19 protein-coding genes are annotated in these 23,783 nt (G+C 67.5%); 11 read left to right on the plus strand and 8 right to left on the minus strand.

Annotated elements, in window-relative coordinates:
- Positions 1 to 56 precede the first annotated feature (56 nt).
- The 5 genes from ACN9M6_RS07320 to ACN9M6_RS07340 form a co-directional block, all read right to left on the minus strand.
- Positions 57 to 2,843, minus strand: a complete 2,787-nt coding sequence (locus ACN9M6_RS07320) for a TonB-dependent receptor (protein WP_419162283.1) — start codon at positions 2,841 to 2,843, stop codon at positions 57 to 59.
- Between the two features lie 99 nt (positions 2,844 to 2,942).
- On the minus strand, positions 2,943 to 3,857 hold the full coding sequence (locus ACN9M6_RS07325) for a hypothetical protein (protein ID WP_419162284.1): 915 nt from the start codon (positions 3,855 to 3,857) through the stop codon (positions 2,943 to 2,945).
- 172 nt (positions 3,858 to 4,029) lie between these two features.
- Positions 4,030 to 4,242, minus strand: coding sequence for a cold shock domain-containing protein (locus tag ACN9M6_RS07330; protein ID WP_419162285.1), 213 nt, complete (start codon positions 4,240 to 4,242; stop codon positions 4,030 to 4,032).
- A 156-nt stretch (positions 4,243 to 4,398) separates the two neighbouring features.
- Positions 4,399 to 5,175, minus strand: coding sequence for a DUF6065 family protein (locus tag ACN9M6_RS07335; protein ID WP_419162286.1), 777 nt, complete (start codon positions 5,173 to 5,175; stop codon positions 4,399 to 4,401).
- Between the two features lie 14 nt (positions 5,176 to 5,189).
- A complete protein-coding gene (locus ACN9M6_RS07340; RefSeq protein ID WP_419162287.1) occupies positions 5,190 to 5,741 on the minus strand; it encodes a hypothetical protein in 552 nt (183 codons plus the stop codon).
- Positions 5,742 to 5,966: 225 nt separating this feature from the next.
- On the opposite strand from ACN9M6_RS07340, the gene ACN9M6_RS07345 reads away from it, so the two are divergent.
- Complete coding sequence (locus ACN9M6_RS07345) at positions 5,967 to 7,214, plus strand: DUF1015 family protein (protein WP_419162288.1); 1,248 nt, start codon at positions 5,967 to 5,969, stop codon at positions 7,212 to 7,214.
- 12 nt (positions 7,215 to 7,226) lie between these two features.
- Here the strand turns inward: ACN9M6_RS07345 and ACN9M6_RS07350 are convergent, their stop codons facing one another.
- On the minus strand, positions 7,227 to 8,894 hold the full coding sequence (locus tag ACN9M6_RS07350) for a benzoate-CoA ligase family protein (RefSeq protein ID WP_419162289.1): 1,668 nt from the start codon (positions 8,892 to 8,894) through the stop codon (positions 7,227 to 7,229).
- Positions 8,895 to 9,025: 131 nt separating this feature from the next.
- Between ACN9M6_RS07350 and ACN9M6_RS07355 the strand changes: the two genes are divergently transcribed.
- The 8 genes from ACN9M6_RS07355 (at position 9,026) to ACN9M6_RS07390 (ending at position 17,397) form a co-directional block, all read left to right on the plus strand.
- The gene (locus tag ACN9M6_RS07355) at positions 9,026 to 9,811 is read left to right on the plus strand and encodes a creatininase family protein (RefSeq protein ID WP_419162290.1); all 786 of its coding nucleotides are present in this window, start codon (positions 9,026 to 9,028) and stop codon (positions 9,809 to 9,811) included.
- The gene (locus ACN9M6_RS07360) at positions 9,808 to 10,587 is read left to right on the plus strand and encodes an SDR family NAD(P)-dependent oxidoreductase (protein WP_419162291.1); all 780 of its coding nucleotides are present in this window, start codon (positions 9,808 to 9,810) and stop codon (positions 10,585 to 10,587) included. The genes ACN9M6_RS07355 and ACN9M6_RS07360 overlap by 4 nt, the downstream gene beginning before the upstream one ends.
- Before the next feature lie 21 nt (positions 10,588 to 10,608).
- The gene (locus tag ACN9M6_RS07365) at positions 10,609 to 11,025 is read left to right on the plus strand and encodes a RidA family protein (RefSeq protein WP_419162292.1); all 417 of its coding nucleotides are present in this window, start codon (positions 10,609 to 10,611) and stop codon (positions 11,023 to 11,025) included.
- A gap of 13 nt (positions 11,026 to 11,038) precedes the next feature.
- Positions 11,039 to 11,839, plus strand: a complete 801-nt coding sequence (locus ACN9M6_RS07370; RefSeq protein ID WP_419162293.1) for an enoyl-CoA hydratase family protein — start codon at positions 11,039 to 11,041, stop codon at positions 11,837 to 11,839.
- Positions 11,836 to 13,005, plus strand: coding sequence for an acyl-CoA dehydrogenase family protein (locus ACN9M6_RS07375; protein ID WP_419162294.1), 1,170 nt, complete (start codon positions 11,836 to 11,838; stop codon positions 13,003 to 13,005). Before ACN9M6_RS07370 ends, ACN9M6_RS07375 begins: the two co-directional genes overlap by 4 nt.
- Before the next feature lie 30 nt (positions 13,006 to 13,035).
- Positions 13,036 to 15,321, plus strand: a complete 2,286-nt coding sequence (locus ACN9M6_RS07380; protein WP_419162295.1) for a bifunctional salicylyl-CoA 5-hydroxylase/oxidoreductase — start codon at positions 13,036 to 13,038, stop codon at positions 15,319 to 15,321.
- A 61-nt stretch (positions 15,322 to 15,382) separates the two neighbouring features.
- Positions 15,383 to 16,189, plus strand: a complete 807-nt coding sequence (locus tag ACN9M6_RS07385; protein WP_419162296.1) for a tryptophan 2,3-dioxygenase — start codon at positions 15,383 to 15,385, stop codon at positions 16,187 to 16,189.
- Positions 16,186 to 17,397, plus strand: a complete 1,212-nt coding sequence (locus tag ACN9M6_RS07390) for a kynureninase (RefSeq protein ID WP_419162297.1) — start codon at positions 16,186 to 16,188, stop codon at positions 17,395 to 17,397. The genes ACN9M6_RS07385 and ACN9M6_RS07390 overlap by 4 nt, the downstream gene beginning before the upstream one ends.
- Here the strand turns inward: ACN9M6_RS07390 and mobA are convergent.
- Together mobA and ACN9M6_RS07400 are read right to left on the minus strand one after the other, a co-directional pair.
- Positions 17,394 to 18,155, minus strand: coding sequence for a molybdenum cofactor guanylyltransferase (mobA, locus tag ACN9M6_RS07395; RefSeq protein WP_419162298.1), 762 nt, complete (start codon positions 18,153 to 18,155; stop codon positions 17,394 to 17,396). The genes ACN9M6_RS07390 and mobA overlap by 4 nt on opposite strands.
- Positions 18,156 to 18,279: 124 nt before the next feature.
- Positions 18,280 to 20,565: a DUF5916 domain-containing protein gene (locus ACN9M6_RS07400; RefSeq protein WP_419162299.1), complete on the minus strand. Its 2,286-nt coding sequence runs from the start codon at positions 20,563 to 20,565 to the stop codon at positions 18,280 to 18,282.
- A 146-nt stretch (positions 20,566 to 20,711) separates the two neighbouring features.
- Here ACN9M6_RS07400 and ACN9M6_RS07405 point away from each other — a divergent pair, with 146 nt between their 5' ends.
- Positions 20,712 to 21,392, plus strand: a complete 681-nt coding sequence (locus ACN9M6_RS07405; RefSeq protein WP_419162300.1) for a hypothetical protein — start codon at positions 20,712 to 20,714, stop codon at positions 21,390 to 21,392.
- Positions 21,393 to 21,605: 213 nt separating this feature from the next.
- Positions 21,606 to 23,777 carry an alpha-ketoacid dehydrogenase subunit alpha/beta gene (locus ACN9M6_RS07410; protein ID WP_419162301.1) on the plus strand — a complete coding sequence of 724 codons (2,172 nt, stop codon included), beginning with the start codon at positions 21,606 to 21,608 and terminating at the stop codon, positions 23,775 to 23,777.
- Positions 23,778 to 23,783: the final 6 nt, after the last annotated feature.

The raw sequence follows: 23,783 nt of genomic DNA on the forward strand, positions 1-23,783 counted from the left end.
CCTGAAACCCGGCGACCTCGGATCGTACCTGGCGGACCGTGGCTACGTTTCCGAACTCACCCCGTCAGCCACGACCAGCGATAGTTCACGCGAACGTAGTAGTAGCCGCCGTTGAAGCCGAACGGCGAGCTCTCCGGATAGAGCAGACCCACGCTCCCGGCCGTATCCGGATCGTTCGTCGCCGGATACGTGTCGAAGAGGTTGGTCGCGCCGATGGCGATTTCCGTGTCCTCGGTGAGGTTCGTCGACAGCTCGAGGTCGACGAGGAACCTGCCGGGGAAGGGCGTGTCCTCGACGCCGCCGATCACGACACCTCCGACGTCCACCCACGAATCGTACCAGGTACCCCGCAGGAGGCCGCGCACCTTGCCCAGCGTGTGCACCACGTTGAGCGAGCCCCGCCACGAGGGGATGGAGTGCTCGAGCTGATCCAGCCGGTCCTCGTCCACGACTTCGGGATTGAAGTCGGTGACTGTCGTACCGGTGTAGTTGAAGAGCAGGCTGAAGCTCGTCGCGCCGGCCCTCGACGGTGGAGAGTAGTTCGCCACGAGGTCGATCCCCTGCGTCCTCGTGCTGAAGTCGTTGGTGAAGAAGCGGAACTCGGCGAGGTTGGCGGCGCTGGTGATCCCTTCCGACAGAAGCCGGATGACCTCATCGTCGCTGAGCTTGAACGTCTTCGTCTGCGCGAACCGGTCCGAAATCGAGATGCGGTAGTAGTCCATCGTCAACTTGAACGCGTCCGCGTCGAGTACGGCCCCCGCCGTCAGGCTGAAAGCCTTCTCGGGCTGCAGCTGCTGCCCGCCTCGCAGATCCGCCACCCCGGAGGTCGAGGGGATCGTGCCGCGGTTGACGAGGTCGCCGATCGTCGCGTCGAAGACCGTGGAAACGTTGAACGCGTTCTGCTGCCCCGGTGTCGGAGCGCGGAACCCGGTGCTTCCGCCCGCGCGGAGAGCGAGCTTGTCGCTGACCTCGAGGCGGCCCGAGACCTTCCCGGTCAACTGGCTTCCGAAGTCGGAAAAGTCCTCCCAGCGCAACGCGGTTCCGATGGTCCAGGGGGAGTCGCCGCCGCCGAAATGAACATCTCCATAGATGGCCACGTTCTGGCGGTCCCAGTCTCCCGCGGCGATCGGACTGAAGCCGGGGAAGCCGTTGGAGGAGGAGCTGAAGCCCTGCTGGGCGTAGGGCCCGATCTTCCACGACTCGTCCTGTCCCTGGCCGATTGTGAAGCGCTCGTCACGGCGCTCGAGCCCACCCGCGATATGTACCTGATCGCTGGCCTCGTAGGCGACGTCGAAGTTGAGGTTGAATTCCTGCTGCTGGTAGAGACCCGGGTCGAAGTCGGTGGGCGTCTCCGGCCCGAGCGCGGCGTTCACCGTGTTGTAGATGAAGAAATCGGTCGTGTGGCTGCCGAAGCTCGCGCTCGCGTCCCAGGTGAAGCCGCTGTCATTGCCGCCCTTTACGCCGCTGACGAACGACCAGTCGGTGACGTTGCCGCCGAACTGGGGCGTGAAGCCGCCGGGGAACATCTCCTGGAACGAGAAGCAATTCGGATCGGCGAAGACCTGCGCCAGAGCCGCCGGGTCGGGCACGTGGTTTGTGATGCGGACCACAGGGCAATTCGCCGATCCGTCGACCACGCCGTCCCTCGCGTCGAGCACATCGCCGATCAACAACCTCTGGCCGTTCTCATCGCCGGATGGGCTGAACACGGCGCCGCGCGTGTTCGGATTACGGAAGAAGAAACCACCGTCCACCTCCTTGGTGGAGAGGTTCCCGAACGCATAGAACTGCTCGTCGTCGTTGAATGTGTAGCCGGTATTGAGCCACATCTTGAGGTCGTTGTTGACCTCGGGCGAACCCCAGATCTGGGCCGAGGGCTGGCGCACGGCACTGTTGCCGGCACCGAGGAGTGCAAGCGCGTCGGCGCGCTGGATGGCCCGGTCGGTGGGATCCTGATTTCCGTACTCGACGCTGAAGTTGGCGAAGCCGGTGGACCCCAGGGGGACACCGACGTTGCCGGCGACCGTGAGCATGTCGCCGTCGCCTTCATAGTAACTGCCGCGCTTCATCTGGATGGCGCCGCCTGTGCGGTCGTCCTTGAGGATGAAGTTCATCACGCCGGCGATGGCGTCCGAGCCGTATTGGGCCGACGCGCCGTCACGCAGTACCTCGACCTGTCGCAGCGCGATGCCGGGGATGGAGCCGATGTCGACGCCCTGGGACCCATCCGAGAGACCGGCCCCGAGCCACGTGATGATCGACCCGCGGTGCCGCCGCTTCCCGTTGATCAGCACCATGGTGTGATCTGACGCAAGCCCCCGCAGGTTGGCCGGACGCGTGATCGTGGCGGCGTCGCTGATGGGCTCGGTGCGGACGTTGTAGGACGGGACCACGCTGCGGAGCAGGAAGTCGATGTTCGTCTCCGCCTGCCGGCTGATCTCGGACACCGGGATCACGTCCACCGGCACCATCGACTCGGTCACCGTTCTCGGCTGCGCGCGGCTTCCGACGACCACCAGCTCGCCGAGGTTGATCGCCGCGAGACCCAGTCCGAAATCGACGTTGAGGGTCTGGCCGCTTGTGACCGTGACCGTCCGGGTCATGACGGCATAGCCGATAAGCCGGACCTCGACCACGTGGTCGCCGGCTGGAACGTCGGGAATCGAGTAGGCGCCGGCAGCACCCGAGCCCACCGAAACATTGAGCGCCGCAATCGCTACTCGGGCGTTGCTGAGGCCACCCCCCGTCTGCGCGTCAATCACCCTGCCCTCGATCGTTCCCTGGGCGAAGGCGGCTGCGGGAACGGCCAGCATGACGACAGCCAGGAATATTCGTTTCAACATACTCGTCTCCTGAGGTTGTGCGTTATCAAACAAGTCGGCTCGAAGCTTCCACCGCCTGCGGGCCCGAGCCAAGGTGCCCACGAGCTGTCCGGACAAATACTAGAGCGGAGCCCAGGGCATCTCGAGCGATCGCCACATGTGCGCCACCGGGCTGTTGTCGTACCCCAGCCCGTCCTTTGGTTGCTTGAAATGGCGCCCGATGATGTCGATGAACGGGTCGAGTGACACTTCCATGCCATCCTGGAACGCGTACGTGTCGTTCACGCAGATCATGCGCGCCGAGACGTACAGCGGGTGGTTCGTGGCGTATTCCGCGGCCTGTTTGATGTAGTCCGGCGGAACGTAGTCTTCGCCGAAGATCCGGTTGTACAGCTCCGGATACTCATAGCCGTACTGCTCGTCCGGATAGAAGCGCAGCGCACCGTGATACCGGATGCCCCAGCTCACGTATTCCGGAACGTACGGCTCGTACAGCTGCGCCCCCCACCATCCGTGATCGACCTTGATCAGGTTCTGCACGGTGTCGTGCAACAGGCCCGCGAGCACGTTCTCCTCGGGCTGCCCGTCGTTCAACGCGTGAGTGGCGCTTTGCAGGACGTGCCGGGCCGGCCAGAACCTGAGCTTGAAGAAGTCTTCCAGCGTGGGGTTCGGGGGCAACGGTTCGACGACCTCGTCCGTGGGCCGGAACAGGTTGCCCGTCCCGCGGGGAGCGCTGACCTCCTGCTCGGCTTCCTGGTGGCCGTGATCCGCCCCTTCCGTCTCCCCGGCGAATTCGGCTTCGGCTTCCGCCGCCTCGGCCAACAGGTCGTTCTCGTCGAGCAGACGAGGGTCGAGGTCTTCGGTGCGCGGAACCGGGCCGTCGTGGTGATGATGGTCGTGGACATGACCGGGATCTTCGCCGTCGAGCACATCGCACATGTAGTGCTCGAGGGCTTCCGCCTTGTCCTCCGGGCTCATGACCGCGAGGGCACCGGCGCCTACGGAAGCGAGGAATCTTCTACGGTCAATCTCCATGATTCCCTCCCGCAACTGGAGGCTCCTACCAAGTGACACTGCAACTTGGGTTGCCGGGGGCAGGACCGCTAGATCCGGCGCCGACGGCGCAGGGATTCGACCTGAAAAGAGGGCGGGGCCGCCCCGGTCCGGGACAGCCCCGTCGTCTTCTGCTGCGGATGGCCTCAGCGGGTCAGAAGGCCTGCTTCGTCACGTTCTCCGCCTTGGGCCCCTTCGGACCGTCCACCACGTCGAGCTCGACCTTCTCGCCCTCCGCCAGGCTCCGGAAACCATCCGACTGGATGGCTGTGTGATGGACGAAGACCTCTGCGGACCCATCGTCCAGCGCGATGAATCCGAAGCCCTTCTGATCGTTGAACCACTTGACTGTGCCGCTTCTACGCATGCCCGTGCTCCTGAAGAATATTGTGTCGCCGAGAGTACGGGCTTGCCGCACATGCCGACCACAAAGCTGGCGAACCTCCACGGTCCGCACCTGTCCGCGCCCAGAATACACAGCAGAAATGCGGTTGTCCATGCGCCCGGCGCGACGCGTTGGGCGCTAGTCCCTTGCGGTCAGGAAATCGCGGAGGCGGAGTTTCGTCTGGTGATCCTGCATTTTCACGCCCCGCATGTTCTGGCCCCGGATGTAGGTCCGCTGCCAGCCCTGCTCCACGGCCTCTTCCTCTCGGGCCTCCAGGTCCTGGATGAACTGGTCGCGCGATTCACGCCAGGACACGTACTGGTTCGCGGTGCGCTTGTCGTCCCACAGGTCGCGGCCGCGTGGACGCACACTCTCGAGGTAGTGCCGCGGCACGGGAAGGATTCGGCAGATGGGTTCTCCTTCATCGAACCGGATCCAGTGCTTCGGCCGAGTGATCTTCCAGTTCATCGTGAAGGAGAACGGAGCCCAGTCGGTCTCGATGATCCCGTCGAGGGGAACGATTCCGTCCTTGGGGAGGTTGGGGCAGCCTCGGGCCCAGAGGTTATGCCCCTTCGTGGTACGGAACAGGTAGCCGGGCGTGAAGGTGACAACACCGCTCCCGAAATGGCTGGCTATGGCGGGATGGGGCTCGTCCTCCCAGCGGAACCGAACCGCATCGAGCTCGACCCCGCCATCCCAGCGCACCCAGAAACGGGTCGGGCAGAGCAGGTCCCACCCAGCCTGGTTGGCGATCAGCAGCGGAAGACAGCGATAGCCGAAGCGGTCCGGAAGTGCGTCCATCCAGTCGCGGCGCTGGTCGCCGGTCGCGATCTGCAGAGCGAAGTCCGCCACCCGGAAGGCCGTGAGTTCGATGCCCCGGGCTTCCCGGGAACGCCCTTTTGCCTTCTTCGCCATTTCAGGTTGCCGCGTCAGCCCACGGTCGCCCGGTTCGCCGCCGCCGGCCCGCCGCCGCCCGCGTCCTCGTTCTGCACGCGCGACTTGCCGAGATCGAAATGCAGCAACTGCCCGGCGACGTCGGTCACCCCTTCGATCCTGATCCAGCGATCCAGAATTGTCACCTGCAGGACCGTCTCGAAGGCCTCGGTCGACGCCGTTTGGTCGACTCTCATCGTGATCCGCCTCGAGACGACGTCATATTCCCAGGTGCCGTATAGCCGCGTGTCCAGCATGCTCCCTCCCGCGCCGAGTCCCGGAAGGAGCAGCCGTCCGGTCAGGTCCTGAACTGATCCGAAGACGAGGCGGATGTCGCCCCCCGGGGGGGTGGGACGAAAGTTGTCCGGAAGCTCCGGGATCCGCCGGGACAATTCCTCAAGCGGGCGGTACGCGCCGATGATCGTGCGGTGGACGGTCCGGTAGGCGGGTCCGTACGGGTTGTTGTCGTGTTCGCACGCCGATACGCCAGCCACGAGGGCGGCGACCGGGATGGCGCATATGATGTTTCGGACCCGTTGGGATCTCATGGTACCTCCAGCACTACTCCCGGCCTTTGGCCCGCGGGCCCCCGCGAGCACACCCCGAACTGATTGGGGTCACGTACACACTGCAATATGAAACGGTTCCGACGGGGCGGTGGCAACCCATCGGTGCCGGTTGGGTCCCGGTTGGGTCCCGGTTGCGCGGGATGTGCCGGACGGACAGGGTGTCGCGAGAGCCCTCCCCCACCCCCGAACCCGACTCCTGACGACATGCTCACGATCCGCCCGATCCGCCGTGCACTCGTACCCGTCGATTCCAGAGCCGCACGCCGGGTTTCCGCTCCGAACTATGACGAATTCCAGGGAGATCTCGAGATCTGGGAGGCGATCAGCGACGCACCCGAATCGGTGCTGAGCGTGACCATGTCGCACTGCGCCGTGGCCAGCCCGGCGGCGATCATGAAGGGGGACTCGGAGGCAGCGCTCGAGCGCGCGCGCCTCAACTTCGATCGCCTGAGGGCGTCTCCTCTCACGCACGAAGTGGGGCGACTCCTGTACGTCTACGAGATCGTGGACCCCGGACGACCCGGGGTGCGTCAGATCGGGCTCGGGGGGTTGGCGCGCACGGCGGAGATCCGGACCGAGGCTACGCCGGACGGGCCGATCATCCGCAATGAGGGGGTCCGCCCCCCCAAGGCGTGGGGACGCGCGCGGCTGATCGAGGCGACCGGCGCGATCATCGGGACCGTTAACAACGCGGTCCCCGACGAGGGGGGCACCTTTGCGCGGACGCTGGAAGGGCACGCCGACGGGGCCGCACCCGACTACGAGGTCGGGGGCGCGGGCGGGACGACTCATCGCATCTGGCTCGTCCGGGAACCGGGGGCCACCTCGCGCCTCCAGCGGCTTCTGGCCGCAGAACCGGAGGCCTACGTCGCCGACGGCAACCATCGGAGCGCCGCCGCCGCGATGCTGGGGCACGAGTCGTTCCTGGCGGTGTTCTTCCCCGCCGACCGGATGGGCATCTCCCCGTATAACCGACTGGTCCGACTCTCCGGCGAGGGCGGGCCGGCCGGCGTCGAGCCCGCTCTGCAGCGGTCGTTCGCCGTGACTGGGGCGGGCGGCGGGCCGGTTCAGCCGGACGCGACCCACCGGATCGGCGTCTACACGGCCGGGGACGGCTGGCGGCATGCGTCGCCGCTCGCGGGGGCCTACGACCCGGCGGACGCCGCAGCGTCGATCGACCACGACATCGTGCAGCAGACGCTCTTCGCCGACCTCGGGATCGCTGACGCGGCAGACGAACGGCTCACTTTCGTGGGCGCCAACAAGGACGCGGCGTGGCTCGCGCGGGAAGTGGACGCGGGGCGGGCGGACCTCGCCGTCACGCTGCCCGCGGTGACCATGGATCAGTTCATCGCGGTGTGCCGGCAGCGGCGGATGATGCCCCCGAAGTCTACCTGGTTCGAGCCCAAGATCCGCAGCGGACTCGTGATGGCGATCCTCGGCCACGACTGAGCGACGACGCTCTCACGGCGATCCCTCGGCCGACACGGCGTCGTGGGTGGCTCGGAGGGCGGCACGATCGACCTTCCCCAGATGTGTGCGGGGCAGCGCGGCCACGATGTGGACCGCAACCGGCGCCTTGTACGATGCCAGCCGCGACGCCACGAACGCCTGCAGCGCTGTCGACAATTCGTCCGCGCGCCGGGCAGAGCGCCGCTGCGGCTCCGGATCCGTGGTCGCGTCGGCGGGGATGACCCAGGCGACGGGTTCCACGAGGCCGGCGCGGTTCGGGACGCCGACTACGGCCGCCTCCGCCACGCCCGGGTGTGCGGCCAGACAGTTCTCGACCTCGCCGGGCGACAGCCACTTCCCCTTTACTTTGAGCATGTCGTCGCCGCGACCGCAGTAGGTGAAGACCCCGTCCGCGTCCCGCGCGACCATATCCCCGGATACGTACCAATCGCCCCGGAACGCGTCCGCCGTGGCTTCCGCCTTTTGCCAGTAGCCGAGGGCCCGGGACCGCCCGCGCACTCGCAGCCACCCGACCTCCCCGTGCGGCAGTTCTCGCCCGTCGTCGTCGCATACCCGCACGTCGAAGCCGGGAACCACCCGGCCCAGGGTTCCCGGACGGACCTCTCCCGGACGGTTGCTGAGGAAGATGTGCCACATCTCCGCCGTTCCCAGCCCGTCCAGCAGATCCACGTTCAGCGTGTCCCGCCAGCGCCGGTACAGTTCCTCCGGGAGAGCTTCCCCGGCGGACGTCGCGAGCCGGAGAGAGGAGAAATCGCGCCGACCGATGTCGGGGTGCGCGACCATCCGGCGAACCATCGTCGGCACGTTGACGAGGACCGTCGGCTTGAACTTCTCGACCTTCTCGAACAGTACCTCGGGCGTGCAGCGGTCCGGGAACAGGGCCGCCGTCCCGCCGACCGAGAAGGGGAAGAAGAGGTTCGATCCCGTGGCGTATCCGAAGAACAGCTTTGGGACCGAGAGCGTGATGTCGGATTCCGTGAGACCCAGGACGCGTTTGCCGTAGCATTCGGTGGTATTGGCGAATGAGGCGTGCGTCTGTACAACGCCCTTTGGACGGCCGGTCGTGCCACCGCTGAACAGCCACAGGGCGGGGTCGTCCCGGTGTGTCGGGAAGGGGTCCAGTGTCGCGGGCTGAGCCGCGAGCCGCTCGCCGAAGTCCGCCCTGTCCGCGACGAACGTGGCGCGGGGCCGGCTGATTCCGACGCTCCAGCGGATTCCTTCCCCACGCCGCGGCGCCTCGGAGTCAGCGTCGGCCCGGGACGCCGCCTCGTTGAACACGGGCGCACGCGCCGAGTCCACGAAGAGAACGGTCCCGCGGGTATAGCGGAGGAAATATGCGATCTCCTCCGGCCGCAGATACGGGTTCAGCATCACCCCCACGGCGCCGACCCGCAGTGCGCCGAACAGGACTCCGACGAAATCGACCCCGTCCGGCAAGGCAATCAGCACCCGCTCTTCGGGTCGAACGCCCGCCGAGAGGAGGAGGTTGCCATAGCGGTTCGCCAGCGCTTCCACTTCCGCATAGCTGGTCTCGCCCTCGTCCATGATGAGGGCGCGTCGATCGCCTCGTCCCTCACGTACCCTGTCGCCCAGGAAGTACTCGGCGATGTTGAAGCGCTCGGGGGGAACGAAGGTCGGCTGCGGCGCGGGATCTCGCATCTGCCTCGGCTGCGTGGGCCGTCGGTGACGGAACCTCGGGTCACGCACGGTAGGCTCGACCGGGCGCCTCATCAACATGCCAGGAGGCCCGGGCCCTTGCGCCCTTCCCTGGCAGGTCGTAGCGAGACTCCATGACCCTACGCCGACTGCCGGACCTCACGTGGGAGGATGTCGGGGCGCTCGACCTCGATCGCACGGTCGCGATCCTCCCGGTGGGAGCGACCGAGGCGCACGGTCCGCACCTGCCCCTCGACACCGACGTCACCATCGCGGCCGCCATGGCGGAGGCCGGCGGGCGGCGACTCTCGGCACATGGTCTGGAGGCGGTCCTTCTCGACGCACTGCAGTACACTCCGGCCGCGTTCGCCGCGAGTTTTCCCGGTACGATCAGCATCGGCGGTGCTACGCTGGCCGCGCTTCTGACCGACCTCGCGGCGAGCGTGCAGCGAGCGGGGATCCCCACGCTGGCCATCGCCAACGCGCATTTCGACCCGACCCATCTGAGGGCGCTCCACACCGCAGTCTCCGCCATCAATGCAGGCGGTGTATTGCGGGCCGTGTTCCCGGACGTGACCCGGCGACCCTGGGGTGGCAGACTGACCGCCGAGTTCCGGAGCGGGGCCTGTCATGCCGGCCAGTACGAAGGGTCGATCGTTCTCGCCCGCAGCCCCGAGCGCGTGCGCGGAGAGGTCATGAGGGAGTTGGATGATAACCCGGTCTCGCTTTCAGCGGCCATCGCCGAGGGGGCGCAGGACTTCGTCGCGGCGGGGGGGCCGCAGGCCTACTTCGGCAGCCCGGCCGCGGCGACGGCGGAGGAAGGGCACGCTACCATTGAGACGCTCGGCGATATCCTGTCCGAGGCAGTGATCGACGCTCTGGGAACCGAAACGTGGCCCCGGACGAAGGAACAGACATGAGCATCGGGGGTCGTGGAGCCCTGCTCACGGGCGGCGGACGAGGGATCGGAGCGGCAGTGGCCCGTGTCCTCGCGGACAACGGCGTCCGGATCGTCGTCGCGGCACGCAGCGCAGGCGAGATTGAAGGCGTCGCGGCGGAGCTCCGCGGGCGGGGAACCGAGGCGTGGGCGGTGAGGTGCGACGTTTCGCAACCGGCGAGCGTGGAGGCGATGTGCCGCGAGGCCGCCGACCGGCTCGGGGCCGTGGATATTCTCGTGAACAACGCCGGCGTCGCCAGCTCCGCCCCGGTCGTGAAGCTCTCCCTCGAGGAGTGGACCCGTCTGTGGACGATCAACGCGACCGGCGCCTTCCTCTCGATGCGGGGTGTGCTGCCGGGCATGATGGAACGTGGCTGGGGGCGTATTGTGAACGTGGCATCGATCGCCGCGATCCGCGGGGGGCGATACATGGGCGGCTACGCGGCGTCGAAGCATGCGCTGCTAGGGCTCACTCGCTCGGCGGCGGCGGAAGCGGCAACGACCGGCGTCACCGTCAACGCGGTCTGTCCCGGCTACGTCGACACGCCCATGACGGACGCGACGATCGAGAACATCGTGAACCGGACCGGCATGGACGAGGCGGCCGCCCTCGAGGCGGTCCTGGCCACGACGCCGCAGCGGCGGCTGATCACGGCGGAGGAGGTCGCGGCTTCGGTCGCTTTCCTCTGCGGTGAAGAGGCGCGCAGCATCAACGGACAGACCGTCGTCCTCGACGGCGGCGCCACCGCGGCCGTCTAGCACCACGCCGCCGGGAATCGCATGGACACGTACGAGGTATTCAATCCGCCCACGCTGGCCGAACCGAGAGGCTGGAACCATGGACTGCTGGCGCCGGCCGGAGGGAGAGTCCTGTTCGTAGCCGGCCAGACCGCCGGCGGGCCCGACGGACGGGTGGAATCCGGGAACTTCATCGCGCAGTTCGAGGTCGCGCTCGATCGGGTGCTGGCCGTAGTCCGGGAGGCCGGCGGTGAATCCGCACACATCGGCCGCATGACGGTCTACGTGACGGATCTCGCGGCATACATGGACGCGCGGCGTGAGCTGGCCGCCGCCTGGCGCGCCCGAATGGGCCGCCACTATCCGGCCATGGCGCTCGTCGAGGTCCGCGGACTCGTCGAAGCCGGTGCGATGGTCGAGATCGAGGCGACCGCCGTTCTCCCCGAACAGCCCGACTAGAAGGAGCCACGCATTGTCCCCGAACCCGGCTTCATTTCTTTACGACCTCGACGCGGCGACATCGGTCGCCACGATCACACTGAACCGCCCCGAGCGCCGGAACGCGCTGACGTTCGAGGTCTATGACGAACTCCGGAACACCGTTCGGGCGCTCGGTTCCGAGCCGGATGTCCGCGCGGTCGTGATCACCGGCGCCGGCTCCGCTTTCTGCACCGGTGGCGATGTGCGCGACATCATCGGCCCGCTCCTCGAAATGGATTCGGGCGAGTTGCTCGAGTTCACGAAGATGACGTGCGACTTGATCGCCGCGGTTCGGGAATGCGGCCGGCCCGTGATCGGAGCCCTCAACGGCACGGTCGCGGGCGCCGGAGCCGTGATCGCGACCGCGTGCGATGTCCGGATCGCCGCCGAGTCGGCGAAGATCGCCTACCTGTTCACGAGAGTCGGGCTTTCGGGTGCGGACATGGGGATCGTTTGGCTTCTCCCGCGAATCATCGGGCTCGGCCGGGCCACCGAGCTTCTTATGACGGGTGATTTTCTCGACGCGGATGAGGCCCATCGAATTGGCCTCTACAACCGGGTTGTCCCCGATGGCGAGGCGCTGTCAGCCGCCACCGAACTCGCGACGCGGCTGGCGGCCGGACCGTCGGCAGCCCTGGCCGTCACGAAACGGGCACTTGGGCGAGAAGCGCACATGACGCTGCGCGAGGCGCTCGACGAGGAAGCTCGCGTCCAGGCGGCCTGCATGGAGGACCCGAACTTCCGGGAAGGCTACCGCGCCTTCGTCGAGAAGCGGGCCCCGGTGTTCTCGTGATCGACTTTCGCCCCGTCCGGGCCTTTCTCGAACCGGCACACCTTGAGCTCGCGGAGGGCGTTGGACGCTACGCGGCGGCCGAATTCGCAGCCCACGCGCTGCAGGACGATGATGACGTCGTCCGGCGCTATGCGCGCGATATCTGCGCGTCGCTGGGAAGCGGCGGATGGCTGCGGGCCATCGCCCGGCAGGACTTCCGGGCCTGCGCCGTCACGCGTGAGACCCTGGCCTTCTACTCGCCCCTGGCGGACGCGATGTTCGCGCTCCAGGCGTTGGGATCGACCCCCATCGCGCTCGCCGGCGACGCGAGACAGCGGCGCCTGTGGCTGGACCGCGCCGTCCGCGGGCGTGCGGTCGCGGCCTTCGCGATGAGCGAGCCCGAGGCGGGGTCGGATGTCGCGGCCATGCGGTCGACCGCGGTTCGGGACGGCGAAAGCTACGTTCTCAACGGCGTGAAGACGTTCATCTCCAATGCGGGAATCGCGGACTTCTATCTCGTGTTCGCACTCACGGACCCCGGCGCGGGCGCGGCAGGGATCTCCGCCTTCCTGCTCCCGACCGACACGAAGGGGTTTCGGTTCGTCCGCCCCCTGCTCATGGCCGACCCCCACCCGCTGGGAGAGATCGCGCTCGAGGACTGCCGGTTGCCGACCTCGGCGCGCGTCGGGGGTGAGGGCGAGGGGTACAAGCTGGGCCTCGCCACCCTCGATCGGTTGCGGCCCACGGTCGGCGCGGCGGCGTGCGGGATGGCGGGCCGTGCCCTGCACGAAGCACTTCACCACGCGCTGTCGCGCCGACAGTTCGGGCGGGCGCTGGCCGACTTCCAGATCACGCAGGAGAAGGTCGGCCGCATGGCCACCGACCTCATGGCCGCCCGGCTCCTTGTGTACCGCGCGGCCTGGGAGCGCGACGGCGGCGCGGACCGCACGGACCTCGAAGCCGCGATGGCCAAGTCGTTCGCGACCGAGATCGCGCAGACCGTGGTGGACGACGCCGTGCAGATCCTCGGGGGCCGCGGCGTGCTGGCGGACCATCCGGTGGACCGGCTCTACCGCTCCGTGCGGGCCCTTCGGATCTACGAGGGAGCGACCGAGATCCAGCGCCTCATCATCGCACGCCACCTGTTCGACGCGGCCCGGGCCGGACGCGACGAGACGGACGAGTGAGCCGCTTCCGGCGGCGAGCATGAAGCGAGCATGAAGATCGTCTGCGTGGGGGGCGGACCCGCCGGGCTCTATTTCTCGATCCTCGCAAAACGCTCGGACGCGGAACACGAAGTCGTGGTGCTGGAGCGGAACCGCCCCGGGGACACGTACGGGTTCGGCGTCGTGTTCTCCGACGCCACACTCGAGGAGTTGGCCGCGGCGGATCGCGAGAGCTACGAGGCGATCACGCGGTCGTTTCACCACTGGGACGACATCGACATCCACTACCGGGGTGAGCGGCTGACTTCGACCGGACACGGGTTCAGCGGGCTTTCCCGAGCTACACTGCTGCAGATCCTGGAGACGCGGGCGCGCGCGCTCGGCGTCGAGCTTCGGCACGGGGTGGAGGTCGAGGCGGAGGAGCCGTACGCGGGGGCTGACCTCATCCTCGCCGCCGATGGCGTGAACAGCCGTCTGCGCGCCCGGTACGCCGACGCATTCGGCCCCCGCGTCGACGCCCGACCCAACCGTTTTGTGTGGTTGGGGACGACGAAGCCGCTTTCGGCCTTCACCTTTCACTTCCGGGAGACCGAACACGGGCTGTGGCGGGTGCATGCCTACCAGTACCGGCCCGCGGCCCCGGGCTCGGGGGCGATCTCCACCTTCATCGTCGAGACGACCGAGGATACGTGGCGCGCCGCCGGCATGGACTCCGCGTCGGAGCCGGAGACCGTCCGCTTCCTCGAGCGAATGTTCGCCGAAGAACTGGGGCCGCATCGGCTGGTCGGGAACCGGTCGATCTGGCGCGGCTTCCCTACGGTCCGGAATCGGTCCTGGCGGCGCGGCAACATCGTGCTCGTCGGCGACGCGGCGCACTCCGCGCACTTTTCCATCGGTTCGGGGACCCGCCTCGCCATGATCGATGCGATCTCCCTTCACGAGTCGCTGGTCGCTCACGACTTCGAGATCGCGCCCGCGCTGGAGGCCTACGAGACGGCCCGCCGCCCGGAGGTCGAGAGTGTGCAGCGCGCGGCCCAGGCCAGCCTCGAATGGTTCGAGGGCACCGAACGGTTCATGGAGACGGAGCCGATCCAGTTCGCCTTCAATCTCATCACGCGCAGTCTCCGCATCACGCATTCCAACCTCGCGCTGCGCGACCCGGAGTTCACCGCGCGTGTCGATCGCTGGTTTGCGGAGCGAGCCGCCGCCGCGGCGGGAACATCTTCGGCCGGAAGCGGCGCGGCCCCGCCTCCGCTCCTCGCGCCGTTTCGGGTACGGGAGCTCGAACTGAAGAATCGGGTCGTCGTCTCCGCCATGTGCCAGTACTCGGCGGAGGACGGCACGCCCGACGACTGGCACCTCGTGAATCTCGGCAGCCGGGCGATCGGCGGGGCCGGACTTGTGATGTCGGAGATGACCGACGTGAGTCGGGAGGGCCGCATTTCACTCGGCTGCACCGGCATGTATGCCCGCGCCCACGTCGGCGCGTGGAAGCGGATCGTCGACTTCGTGCACCGTCACTCCGATGCAGGAATCGGGATGCAGCTCGGGCACGCTGGTCGGAAGGCGTCGACCCGTCTTTCGTGGGAGGGGGACAACGAACCGCTGCAGGATGACGGCTGGCCGATCATGGCCGCGTCCCCCGTCCCCTGGTTCGAGCACAGCCCGGTGCCTCGGGAGATGACGCGCACCGACATGGATCAGGTGACCGGCCAGTTCCGACGTGCCGCGGAGATGTCGGAGGAAGCGGGCTTCGACCTGCTGGAGATCCACTTCGCGCACGGCTATCTGCTGGCGAGTTTCGTCTCCCCGCTCACCAACCTTCGCGAGGACGAATACGGGGGAGATGTGGACGGACGGATGCGCTTCCCCCTCGACGTACTCGCGGCCGTGCGGTCGGTGTGGCCGCCCGAGAAACCCGTTTCCGTGCGGATATCGGCGGTCGACTGGGCGGAGGGCGGGATGACGGCGGATGGGGCGGTCGAGGTCGCGCACCGGCTGAAGGCGGCGGGGGTCGACATCATCGATGTCTCGGCGGGGCAGACAGTCCCCTGGCAGCAACCGGTATACGGCCGTCAGTACCAGACGCCTTTCTCGGACCGCATCCGCCACGAAGTCGGCATCGCGACCATGGCCGTGGGCAACATCTCCTCTTTCATGGACGTGAACACGATCCTCGCCGCGGGTCGGGCGGACCTGTGCTGCCTCGCCCGTGCCCACCTCTGGGACCCATACTGGACGCGGCACGCGGCCTACGCGTCGGGGGCGCCGATCCCCTGGCCGCCGCAATATTCGACGCTGGACGGCTACACTCCGAGGTTCGAATGGGGGTACTGAGACGGGCCGCTGCGCGCCTGGCCGGCTGCGGGCCACGACCACTGGATGCTGGGGACCGACCGTGACGCACGAAAAATACCAGACGTATGCCGCATATCTGCACCTCGAGGAGTTACTCTCGCTCCAGGTGGAACAGTCGGGCACCAACGGCGGCGACCCCGAGCACGATGAGATGCTGTTCATCATCATCCATCAGGTGTACGAGTTGTGGTTCAAACAGCTACTCCACGAACTCGATTTCGCGCGGGATCGGATGGCGGCGGACGATTTGCCCCGGCTGCTTCATACGATGACGCGGATCCTCACGATCCTTAAGGTCCAGGTGGCACAGCTGGACATACTCGAGACGATGCGCCCGCTCGACTTCCTCGCCTTCCGCCAGCGACTCGAGGAGGCGAGCGGGCTGCAGTCGTTCCAGTTCCGCGAACTCGAATTCGCACTTGGCTTCAAGCGGACGAACGTGTTTGGCCGATATGCCGAAGGGAGCGAGGCGCGAAGAAGCCTGGAACGCCGATACCACAGCCCGTCGCTGTGGGCCGCCTTCCTCCGCTTCCTGCACGGGCGCGGGTTCGAGATTCCGGAGGACGTACTCGAACGAGAGGTCACGGCTCCGACCGAGCCATCGCGGGCGGTCCAGGCGGCGCTCATCCAGCTCCACCGGGAGGACCCTTTTCTCGTCCAGTTGTGCGAACGGCTGGTCGATCTCGACGAGGGACTGCAGGAATGGCGCTACCGCCACGTGAAGATGGTCGAGCGTACCATCGGAGCGAGACCGGGGACGGGCCGCACGGAGGGCGCCGCCTATCTCAGGAACTCGCTGAACCGACCGGTGTTCCCCGACCTGTGGGCGATCCGCACGGACCTGTGACTGCGCGCGCGCTCGAGGAGCTTCGCGGCGAACCGAACGCGCTCGGAGCACACTACTCGCGGTTCCGGGTGGCCGAACGACTTCTCCTCACCGGGCATTCGCATCAGGCGTGGCCGGACTGCGGGTTCGGCGGCCAGCGGCGGGCCTGGGAGGACGCGGCCCGCCTCGTCGACCGGAAATGGGACGAGGCCTTCGCACGTGCGGACCGTGTGCGGGCGGGGTACGCCCGGCTCCTCGGGGGCCCGGGGCGCCCCGATGACGGGGACTATGCCCTCGGTGCCAATACGCATGAGCTGGTGATCCGCTTTCTCTCCGCACTGCCCTTGCGCGACCGCCCCCGACTCGTGACCACGGACGGGGAATTCCACTCGATCCGACGTCAGCTCGACCGACTGGAGGAGGAAGGGCTCACCGTCGTACGGGTCCCCGCGAGCCCGATCCACTCGCTCGCGGAGCGACTGGGCCTGGCCATGGACGACGGAACGGCGGGCGCCCTGCTGTCGGCGGTCCTGTATCGCGACGCGCGCATCGTGGAAGGCCTGGGACACGTCGCCGAGCGGTGCGAGCGGGTGGGGGCGACGCTCCTCGTCGACGTCTACCACGCGCTCGCCGCGATCCCCTTCGACCTCTCGGGTCTCGGGCTGGAGGCCGCGTTCGTGGTGGGAGGGGGGTACAAGTACTGCCAGCTCGGCGAGGGGAACTGCTTTCTTCGGGTCCCGCCGGGCTGCCGGCTGAGACCAGCCGTGACCGGGTGGTTCGCGGAGTTTTCGACGCTGGGCGCGGGACAGGACACGGCGCGGGTGCGCTATGGGCCGGGGGCGGAGCGCTTCGCGGGGAGCACCTACGACCCCACGAGCCACTACCGCGCGGCCGAGGTATTCGACTTCTTCCGCGACCACGGCCTCTCGCCCGAGTTCCTGCGCGAGGTGAGTCGGCATCAGGTGGGACGCCTCGCTCGAGGATTCGATGCGCTCGACCTGAACGAGGGCCTCATCACCCGCGATCGGGAGACGCCGCTCGAAGCTGTGGGCGGCTTCCTGGCTCTCCGGACGCCGCGGGCGCAGGACTTCCATGAAGCGCTCGCCGCCCGTGGGGTCGCGACCGACTACCGCGACGATCTGCTGCGGCTGGGTCCGGCCCCCTATCTGAGTGACCGGCAACTGGACGACGCCATCGCAGCCCTCGGTGAGGCGGCCCGCCAGCTCTAGTCGGTTCCGGCGGCGCGGCGCGTGGCCCAGGCCAGATCGTCGGGGCTGTCGACGCCCCGCGTGATCAGCTCGAGGTCCGTGGCCGAGCGCAGGTCGTCCGCAGTGACGTACCTGACGTGCAGCTGTTCGAGAAAACTCATCATGGACGGGGACGACGCGTCGGGATCGGTGCATGGGGCCAGGAGCCTGTCGGCGAGGTCGCGTACCTCTCGCCGATAGGCGGCGCACAGGGGCTGAGGTCGCCCGCCGACGCGGGGCACGACGGCATCATATCGTGGCGAGCCTGCGAGGCTCTCGCTCAACCCGTCCACGACCCCCCGGCTGACGAAGGGCAGATCGCCCGCCACGACGAGGCATACGGGGGCGCACGCGGCGCCCATGCCGGAAGCGAGGCCCGCCAGCGGACCGAGGTCGGGTACCGGATCAGGAACGATCAGGAGGCGGCCCCCGCCCGTGCTCCGGAGCGCGACCGAGCCTGGCGGGTGGCCGGCCTCGGCGTCCATGAGTTCCCACGCTTCCGCGCGGAGGGCGCGCTCGAACGGCAGAACCTCGCGCACCGCGAGTACTCCGTCCGTGATATGCGCGGCCACGTCGAGGATGCGGGACAGGATCGTGCGCCCCCCGATCTCGACGAGAGGCTTGTCGCGACCGAGGCGGCGTGAACGTCCGCCGGCCACGATCACGAGCGACCGGGCCGGCTCGCTCACGCCCCGACGGCCCCGGGGGGTCACTCCGAGTACCGCCAGCAGCTCGGACACCCGGCGGCGGATGTCGTGACGACCGCATCGAATGGGTCGGGTGGCAACCCCTGCAGCCCCTCCGACCGGTGAGCCGCCAGGTCGTACCCGACCTCCCGGAGCCGAGGCTGCATTCGGGCGGCGGTCAGCCCCCGAAGACGTTGATCTGGCGGCTGAACTTGACGATCAGCGAGCGGCCCTGGGGCCCGTGCAGATCCTGGATGCCCTGGATGTCGTTGTAGACGATGAACAGACCGGTTCCCGCGGTATTCAGCCACCCGAACCGGACGTTGGCGGAAAAGGTGTCGAGCTGCGTCGAGTACTGGACGAGCGACTGGAGATAGATCCGAGGCGTGAAGAAATAGCCGAAGTTCACCCCGGCCAGCGTCGTGACGAAGTCCCCCTGCTCCAGCGCGATATCGCTGTGGTCGAGCCGCAGCGACGTGCTGAACGAGGAACCCGACCGCAACGTCACCGTGCCGTTCGCGCTCCGGCGCGAACCCGACAGGAAGGACCCGGCGTTCGCCCCTCCGTTGAAAGAGAGCTTCGCCGACTCGTTCGTCCAGAAGCGGATCTGCCCCTCCCACCCGTCGTAGGTCCCCGTCGGCACGGTGACGTCCGTCCCGAAGATCGTGAACGGTTCGTACAACCCCTCCCGCACCCAGTTCATCCCGGTGTGCGCCTCCATCCCGTCCTGGAACTCCCAGTGTGTGTCGATGTGGAGACGCGCCGACTCCTCGAACCCGCGCTCGACGCCGGTCTTGTCGCTCCGGAAGGTGAAGTAGGAGACGTGCGGGCGGATCTCGCGGAAGATTCCGCCCGGGTGGACGTTGTGCATCAGGAAGGCCTGATAGTAGTTGTGGCCCGAACGGCGCAGGAAGCCGACCTCGGGGTTGAAGTTCTCGCCGAAGTACTGGTATTGGAGGTTCCCCCGCCACTTGCGGGTGTTGAGGCCGAAGGTCGCGTCGAAGGCCTGATCGGCGCGCGTCAATCCGGGTGTCTCCGTCTGAGCGCCCCACGCGGTCAGCGTCCACGCCTCGCCCAGCCCGAGTTGCCCGTCCACGGCGTACGTCCGGTTGTAATCGCCGGCGGCGCTTCCGTCGCGGTTGATGAAGGCCGCGCCGATGCGCGAGCGGTTCGGAAGCTCCCGCGCCACGCGCGCGACCGAGTACGCGTTCGGATCCTGGACGCCCTCGACCCGGTCAGTTGCAATTTGCAGGAGCCCGACGTTGAACCCCGCGGCGCGTCCCGAGACGCGGACGCCGCCGGTGATCGGCACCTGCCGCCCGTTGGCGATACCGATGCGCCGGCTGAAGAAGAGGTCGGCCCCGCCTCCTCCGACCGCGAAGAACCCGGCGTTCTCGAGGAAGAACGGACGCTTCTCGGGGAAGAGCAGACTGAAGCGGGTCAGGTTCACCTGCTGGTCGTCCACTTCGACCTGCGCGAAGTCCGTATTGTATGTCGCGTCGAGCGTGACGCCTTGCGTGATCTGGAGCTTGGCCTCGCCGCCGAACTCGTAGTTCCGGTCGAAGGCCGTCTGCCCGCCCGCGTAGTCGCGCGAGGTCGAGCCCAGCATGTAGGGCGTGACGGAGCCCAGGCGCCGGAAGGGGAGCTCGAGGCCAGTCAGGTGGCCCGCGTAGTTCAGCCGGTAGAGGTTGAACTCGCGGGGGACCGCGGACCAGAAGGACTCCTCGTTCCGCCGGCGGATCTGGCGCGAGACATTGAAGCCCCAGGTCGGATCGTTGCCGTAGCGCAGGGTGTTGAAGGGGATCCGGAATTCGGCGTACCAGCCCTCACCATCGCGGCTCGTCGCGACGTTCCATGATCCGTCCCAGTTCTTGTTGAACCCTCCGCCGGCGCCGGACTGCATCCGCCGCTGCGTATTGAAGCCGCCTCCAAGGAAGAAGCCCCCTCCGCGTCCCTCGTTGGCGACCTGGCCGTCGTATTCGATCCCCGTCGGCGTCGTCCCGAAGACGAACGCGTTCTGGTAGTCGTGGTAGGTATCGAACGCGAGCAGAATCGCGTCGGATTCCGAGACCTCGGTGTCCCGAATGCGGTCCCCGGGGATGATCGCGGCCGCGTCCTCGTCCCAGGCCCACACGCCGACGTATATCGCGGCATCGTCGAACACGAGACGCACCTCGGTGCGCTCCGACGCCGCCTGTCCGTCGAACGGCTCACGCTGGATGAAGTCCGTCATGACGGGCGCACCCTCCCACGCCGCGTCGTCGAGCACTCCATCGACGACCGGCGGTTGCGCGGTGCGAACCGCGAGGCCCTCGAGGGGCGCGGGCGGCTCCTCTTCCGGTTCGTGCTGCCCCGGGCCGTCCTGTGCGCGGAGTTCCGACGGCGGGACCGGGATCGCGATCAGACAAGCAGCCCCCAGGCCGAATCGAAGGGCGGGGAGACCACGGTTTCTTCGGAAGCTCATGTTGACGACACCTCAAACGATGGATCGGTAAGTGCCAAGCCCAAAAATGTACGCCCGGACTGTTAGATCGGCGAACACTTCAACATGAACACCCGACGCCGCACTTCGGTTGCGGCCGAGGGTTCGCGGACACTATGTTTAATATAATGAACACTGTTCAATTCCGACTTCGGACCCTGCGGGAAGGCGTGCTGGGCCTGTCCCTTCGCGAGTTTCGGCGGCGGATCAACGCTCAACTCCCTGACCACGCACGAGTGAGTCTCGGCACGTTGTCGAACTACGAGCGTCCGCCGGATGAGCGACCGAGGGCGGGGCCGCGGGCCGAGTTCATCGCGGCGCTCAAGCGGGCCTTCCCCCCTCTTCGGCTGGAATGGCTGATCCTGGGCGAGGGACAGCCGACGGTCGTCGCCGAGCGACTCTCCGCACCCGAGGGGCTGGAGACGAAGGCCGGGGCGGCCACCGGGGAGGGTTCTACGTTCGCCGCGGGGGTTCTGACGCGGTACCCCGATCTCGAATACCTCTCGCCGGACGCGTCCGCCGTGTTCATGTCCGCGCTGACGCGCCTCGCGATGGGCGAGCCGAACATGGCGCTGGATGAGCGCCGACTACTCGAACTGGCCGGCGACCTGCGCTGGCTCCTGCTCCTTCCGGTCGGGGCCTGGGGGTTCCGTCACGCGCCTCCCTATCGGGCCTTCTCCGACTACGCCGTGGCGATGCTGCACGCGTTGAGCCAATTGATGCCCGATAGCGGCGAGGGCGACCCGATCGACGACCACGCGGCCTCGATTCTTCCCCGCCTGCGTCGTTTCCGGAGAGTCGGCTTCTAGCAGCCCGTGCCGAGATGCCGCATCGCCCGCGGCGTCCGGCCGACCTCCCGCGGGTCAGTGGTCGCGACCCCGGACGCAAGCTAGATTATTCCGCCGGGTCTTCGCGGTAATGGGGGGAGGTGGGGTGGTCGCGGGCGCGAAGGCGGAGTTCGTGACGAGCCTCCTTAAGCTTCGGGGGCCCGTCGACTTGCTCTCCCTTATACCCGGACATACATGGCAACCCCTATCGACCAGACGGACGACCTGGAGCGTGCGCTCAGCGCGCTGACCCGCCCCGAGTGGCGGGATCTCCAGGCCGAAGACCTCATCGCGATGTATCGCGTGATGTACACTGCGCGGACGCTGGATGACCGCGAAATCGCGATGAAGCGACAGAATCGCATCTTCTTCCAGATATCCGGTGCCGGGCACGAAGCCATTCTGGTGGCGGCCGGGCGCGCGCTCAGGGCCGGTCACGACTGGTTCTTCACTTACTATCGAGACCGTGCGCTCGCTCTCGAACTCGGCCTGACGCCCTACGAGATCCTCCTGGGTTCCGTGGGAGCCGCCGAGGATCCGTCGACGGGCGGACGCCAGATGCCGGCGCACTATGGCTCACCGCGACTCCATCTGGTCACGCCCTCCAGCCCGACCGGCACACAGTTCAACCAGGCGGTAGGATGCGCGGAAGGCATCGTGCGCGCGCGGGTGATGGGACTTGACGGCCAACTCGACTCGGCGTCGACCAACGTCGAACCGGACGAAATCGTCCTCGTGTGCACGGGGGACGGGACCACCTCTGAAGGAGAGTTCTGGGAGGCACTCAATTCCGCCTCCAACCTCGAACTTCCCATCCTCTTCCTCGTGGAGGACAACGGGTACGCGATCTCCGTCCCGGTCGAAGTGAACACGGCCGGCGGCAGCATCTCGAAGCTCGTCCAGGGGTTCCCGAACCTCCACATCGAGGAAGTCGACGGCACGGACCCGCTCGAGAGCTATGTCGTGATGCGGCGGGCCGTGCGCCATGTGCGTTCCGGACGGGGTCCGGCGCTGGTCCACGCGCATGTGACCCGGCCCTACAACCACTCGATGTCCGACGACGAGCGGCTCTACAAGCCCGAGTCCGAACGGGAACTCGAGGCGGCGCGGGATCCGCTGACCACCTTCGCCGACTACCTCGTCCGGGAGGGTGTCCTGGAGGCCGACGAGCTCGAGAGCCTCAAGGCCGAGATCAAGGACGAGGTGGCCGACGACGCCGACCGGGCGACCGCCCGCCCTCAGCCGAGCCCGGATTCCATCTACACCCACGTCTACTCGTCCGATGTCGACCCCACGTCGAGCGCTTTCGAGACCGAGGCGCGATCCGACCCGGACGGGACCCCCACGACCGTGGTAGACCTGCTGAACGCCTGCCTGCGCGACGAAATGCGGCGCGATCCGCGGATCGTGTTGTTCGGTGAAGACGTCGCTGACGCGAGCCGCGAGGAGTACCTCGAGGAAGTCAAGGGCAAGGGTGGCGTGTTCAAGGTCACGTACGGCCTGCAGCGCGAGTTCGGGTCGGTTCGCGTGTTCAACTCGCCGCTCGCGGAGGCGAACATCGTCGGACGCGCGGTGGGGCTCGCGGTGCGCGGCCTGAAGCCGGTCGCCGAAATACAGTTCTTCGACTACATCTGGCCCGCATACCACCAGTTCCGAAACGAGGTCGCCACCTTCCGCTGGCGCTCCAACGGGACCTGGAAGTGTCCGCTCGTCGTCCGGACCACCTACGGCGGTTATCTCGCGGGCGGGGCGATGTACCACTCGCAGACAGGCGCCTCGCTGTTCACGCACACGCCGGGCATGCACGTCATCTGTCCCTCCAACGCGGTCGACGCGAACGGGCTGCTGCGGACCGCGATCCGCTGCGACGACCCGGTGCTCTTCCTCGAGCACAAGCACCTGTACCGGCAGACGTACAACAAGGGAGTGTATCCGGGTCCGGACTACATGATTCCGTTCGGCAAGGCCGCGCTCGTGGAGGAGGGGGACGACCTCACGATCATCACCTATGGGGCCCTGGTGGAGCGAACGCGCAAGGCGCTCGCCAGGCTGGACCGGGCGGGCGAACCGGTGAGCGCGGATCTGCTCGACCTGCGCTCGCTGAATCCGCTCGACATGGACGCGATTCGCCGCTCCGTGATGAAGACGAACCGCGTATTGGTGGCCTACGAGGACGCGAAATCGTGGGGCTTCGGGGCCGAGATCTCGGCCCGCCTGGCCGACGAACTGTTCGAATGGCTCGACGCGCCGATTCGCAGGATCACCGCGACGGACACGTTCATCGGCTACGCGCCGTCGCTCGAGAATGCGTCGCTGCCCCAGGTCGACGACATTGCCGAGGCGATCATCGAACTCGCCACCTGGTGAGACCGC

The sequence above is a fragment of the Candidatus Palauibacter sp. genome (assembly GCF_965197445.1).
GTDB lineage: Bacteria > Gemmatimonadota > Gemmatimonadetes > Palauibacterales > Palauibacteraceae > Palauibacter.

Excerpts from the sequence above, each read along its gene's own strand:
- ACN9M6_RS07380 (WP_419162295.1), top strand. The coding sequence starts at position 13,036 with ATGAAGATCGTCTGCGTGGGGGGCGGACCCGCCGGGCTCTATTTCTCG.
- ACN9M6_RS07320 (WP_419162283.1), bottom strand. The coding sequence starts at position 2,843 with ATGTTGAAACGAATATTCCTGGCTGTCGTCATGCTGGCCGTTCCCGCA.
- ACN9M6_RS07350 (WP_419162289.1), bottom strand. The coding sequence starts at position 8,894 with ATGCGAGATCCCGCGCCGCAGCCGACCTTCGTTCCCCCCGAGCGCTTC.
- ACN9M6_RS07410 (WP_419162301.1), top strand. The coding sequence starts at position 21,606 with ATGGCAACCCCTATCGACCAGACGGACGACCTGGAGCGTGCGCTCAGC.
- ACN9M6_RS07365 (WP_419162292.1), top strand. The coding sequence starts at position 10,609 with ATGGACACGTACGAGGTATTCAATCCGCCCACGCTGGCCGAACCGAGA.
- ACN9M6_RS07325 (WP_419162284.1), bottom strand. The coding sequence starts at position 3,857 with ATGGAGATTGACCGTAGAAGATTCCTCGCTTCCGTAGGCGCCGGTGCC.
- ACN9M6_RS07360 (WP_419162291.1), top strand. The coding sequence starts at position 9,808 with ATGAGCATCGGGGGTCGTGGAGCCCTGCTCACGGGCGGCGGACGAGGG.
- ACN9M6_RS07400 (WP_419162299.1), bottom strand. The coding sequence starts at position 20,565 with ATGAGCTTCCGAAGAAACCGTGGTCTCCCCGCCCTTCGATTCGGCCTG.
- ACN9M6_RS07405 (WP_419162300.1), top strand. The coding sequence starts at position 20,712 with ATGAACACTGTTCAATTCCGACTTCGGACCCTGCGGGAAGGCGTGCTG.
- ACN9M6_RS07355 (WP_419162290.1), top strand. The coding sequence starts at position 9,026 with ATGACCCTACGCCGACTGCCGGACCTCACGTGGGAGGATGTCGGGGCG.
- ACN9M6_RS07335 (WP_419162286.1), bottom strand. The coding sequence starts at position 5,175 with ATGGCGAAGAAGGCAAAAGGGCGTTCCCGGGAAGCCCGGGGCATCGAA.
- ACN9M6_RS07330 (WP_419162285.1), bottom strand. The coding sequence starts at position 4,242 with ATGCGTAGAAGCGGCACAGTCAAGTGGTTCAACGATCAGAAGGGCTTC.
- ACN9M6_RS07340 (WP_419162287.1), bottom strand. The coding sequence starts at position 5,741 with ATGAGATCCCAACGGGTCCGAAACATCATATGCGCCATCCCGGTCGCC.
- ACN9M6_RS07345 (WP_419162288.1), top strand. The coding sequence starts at position 5,967 with ATGCTCACGATCCGCCCGATCCGCCGTGCACTCGTACCCGTCGATTCC.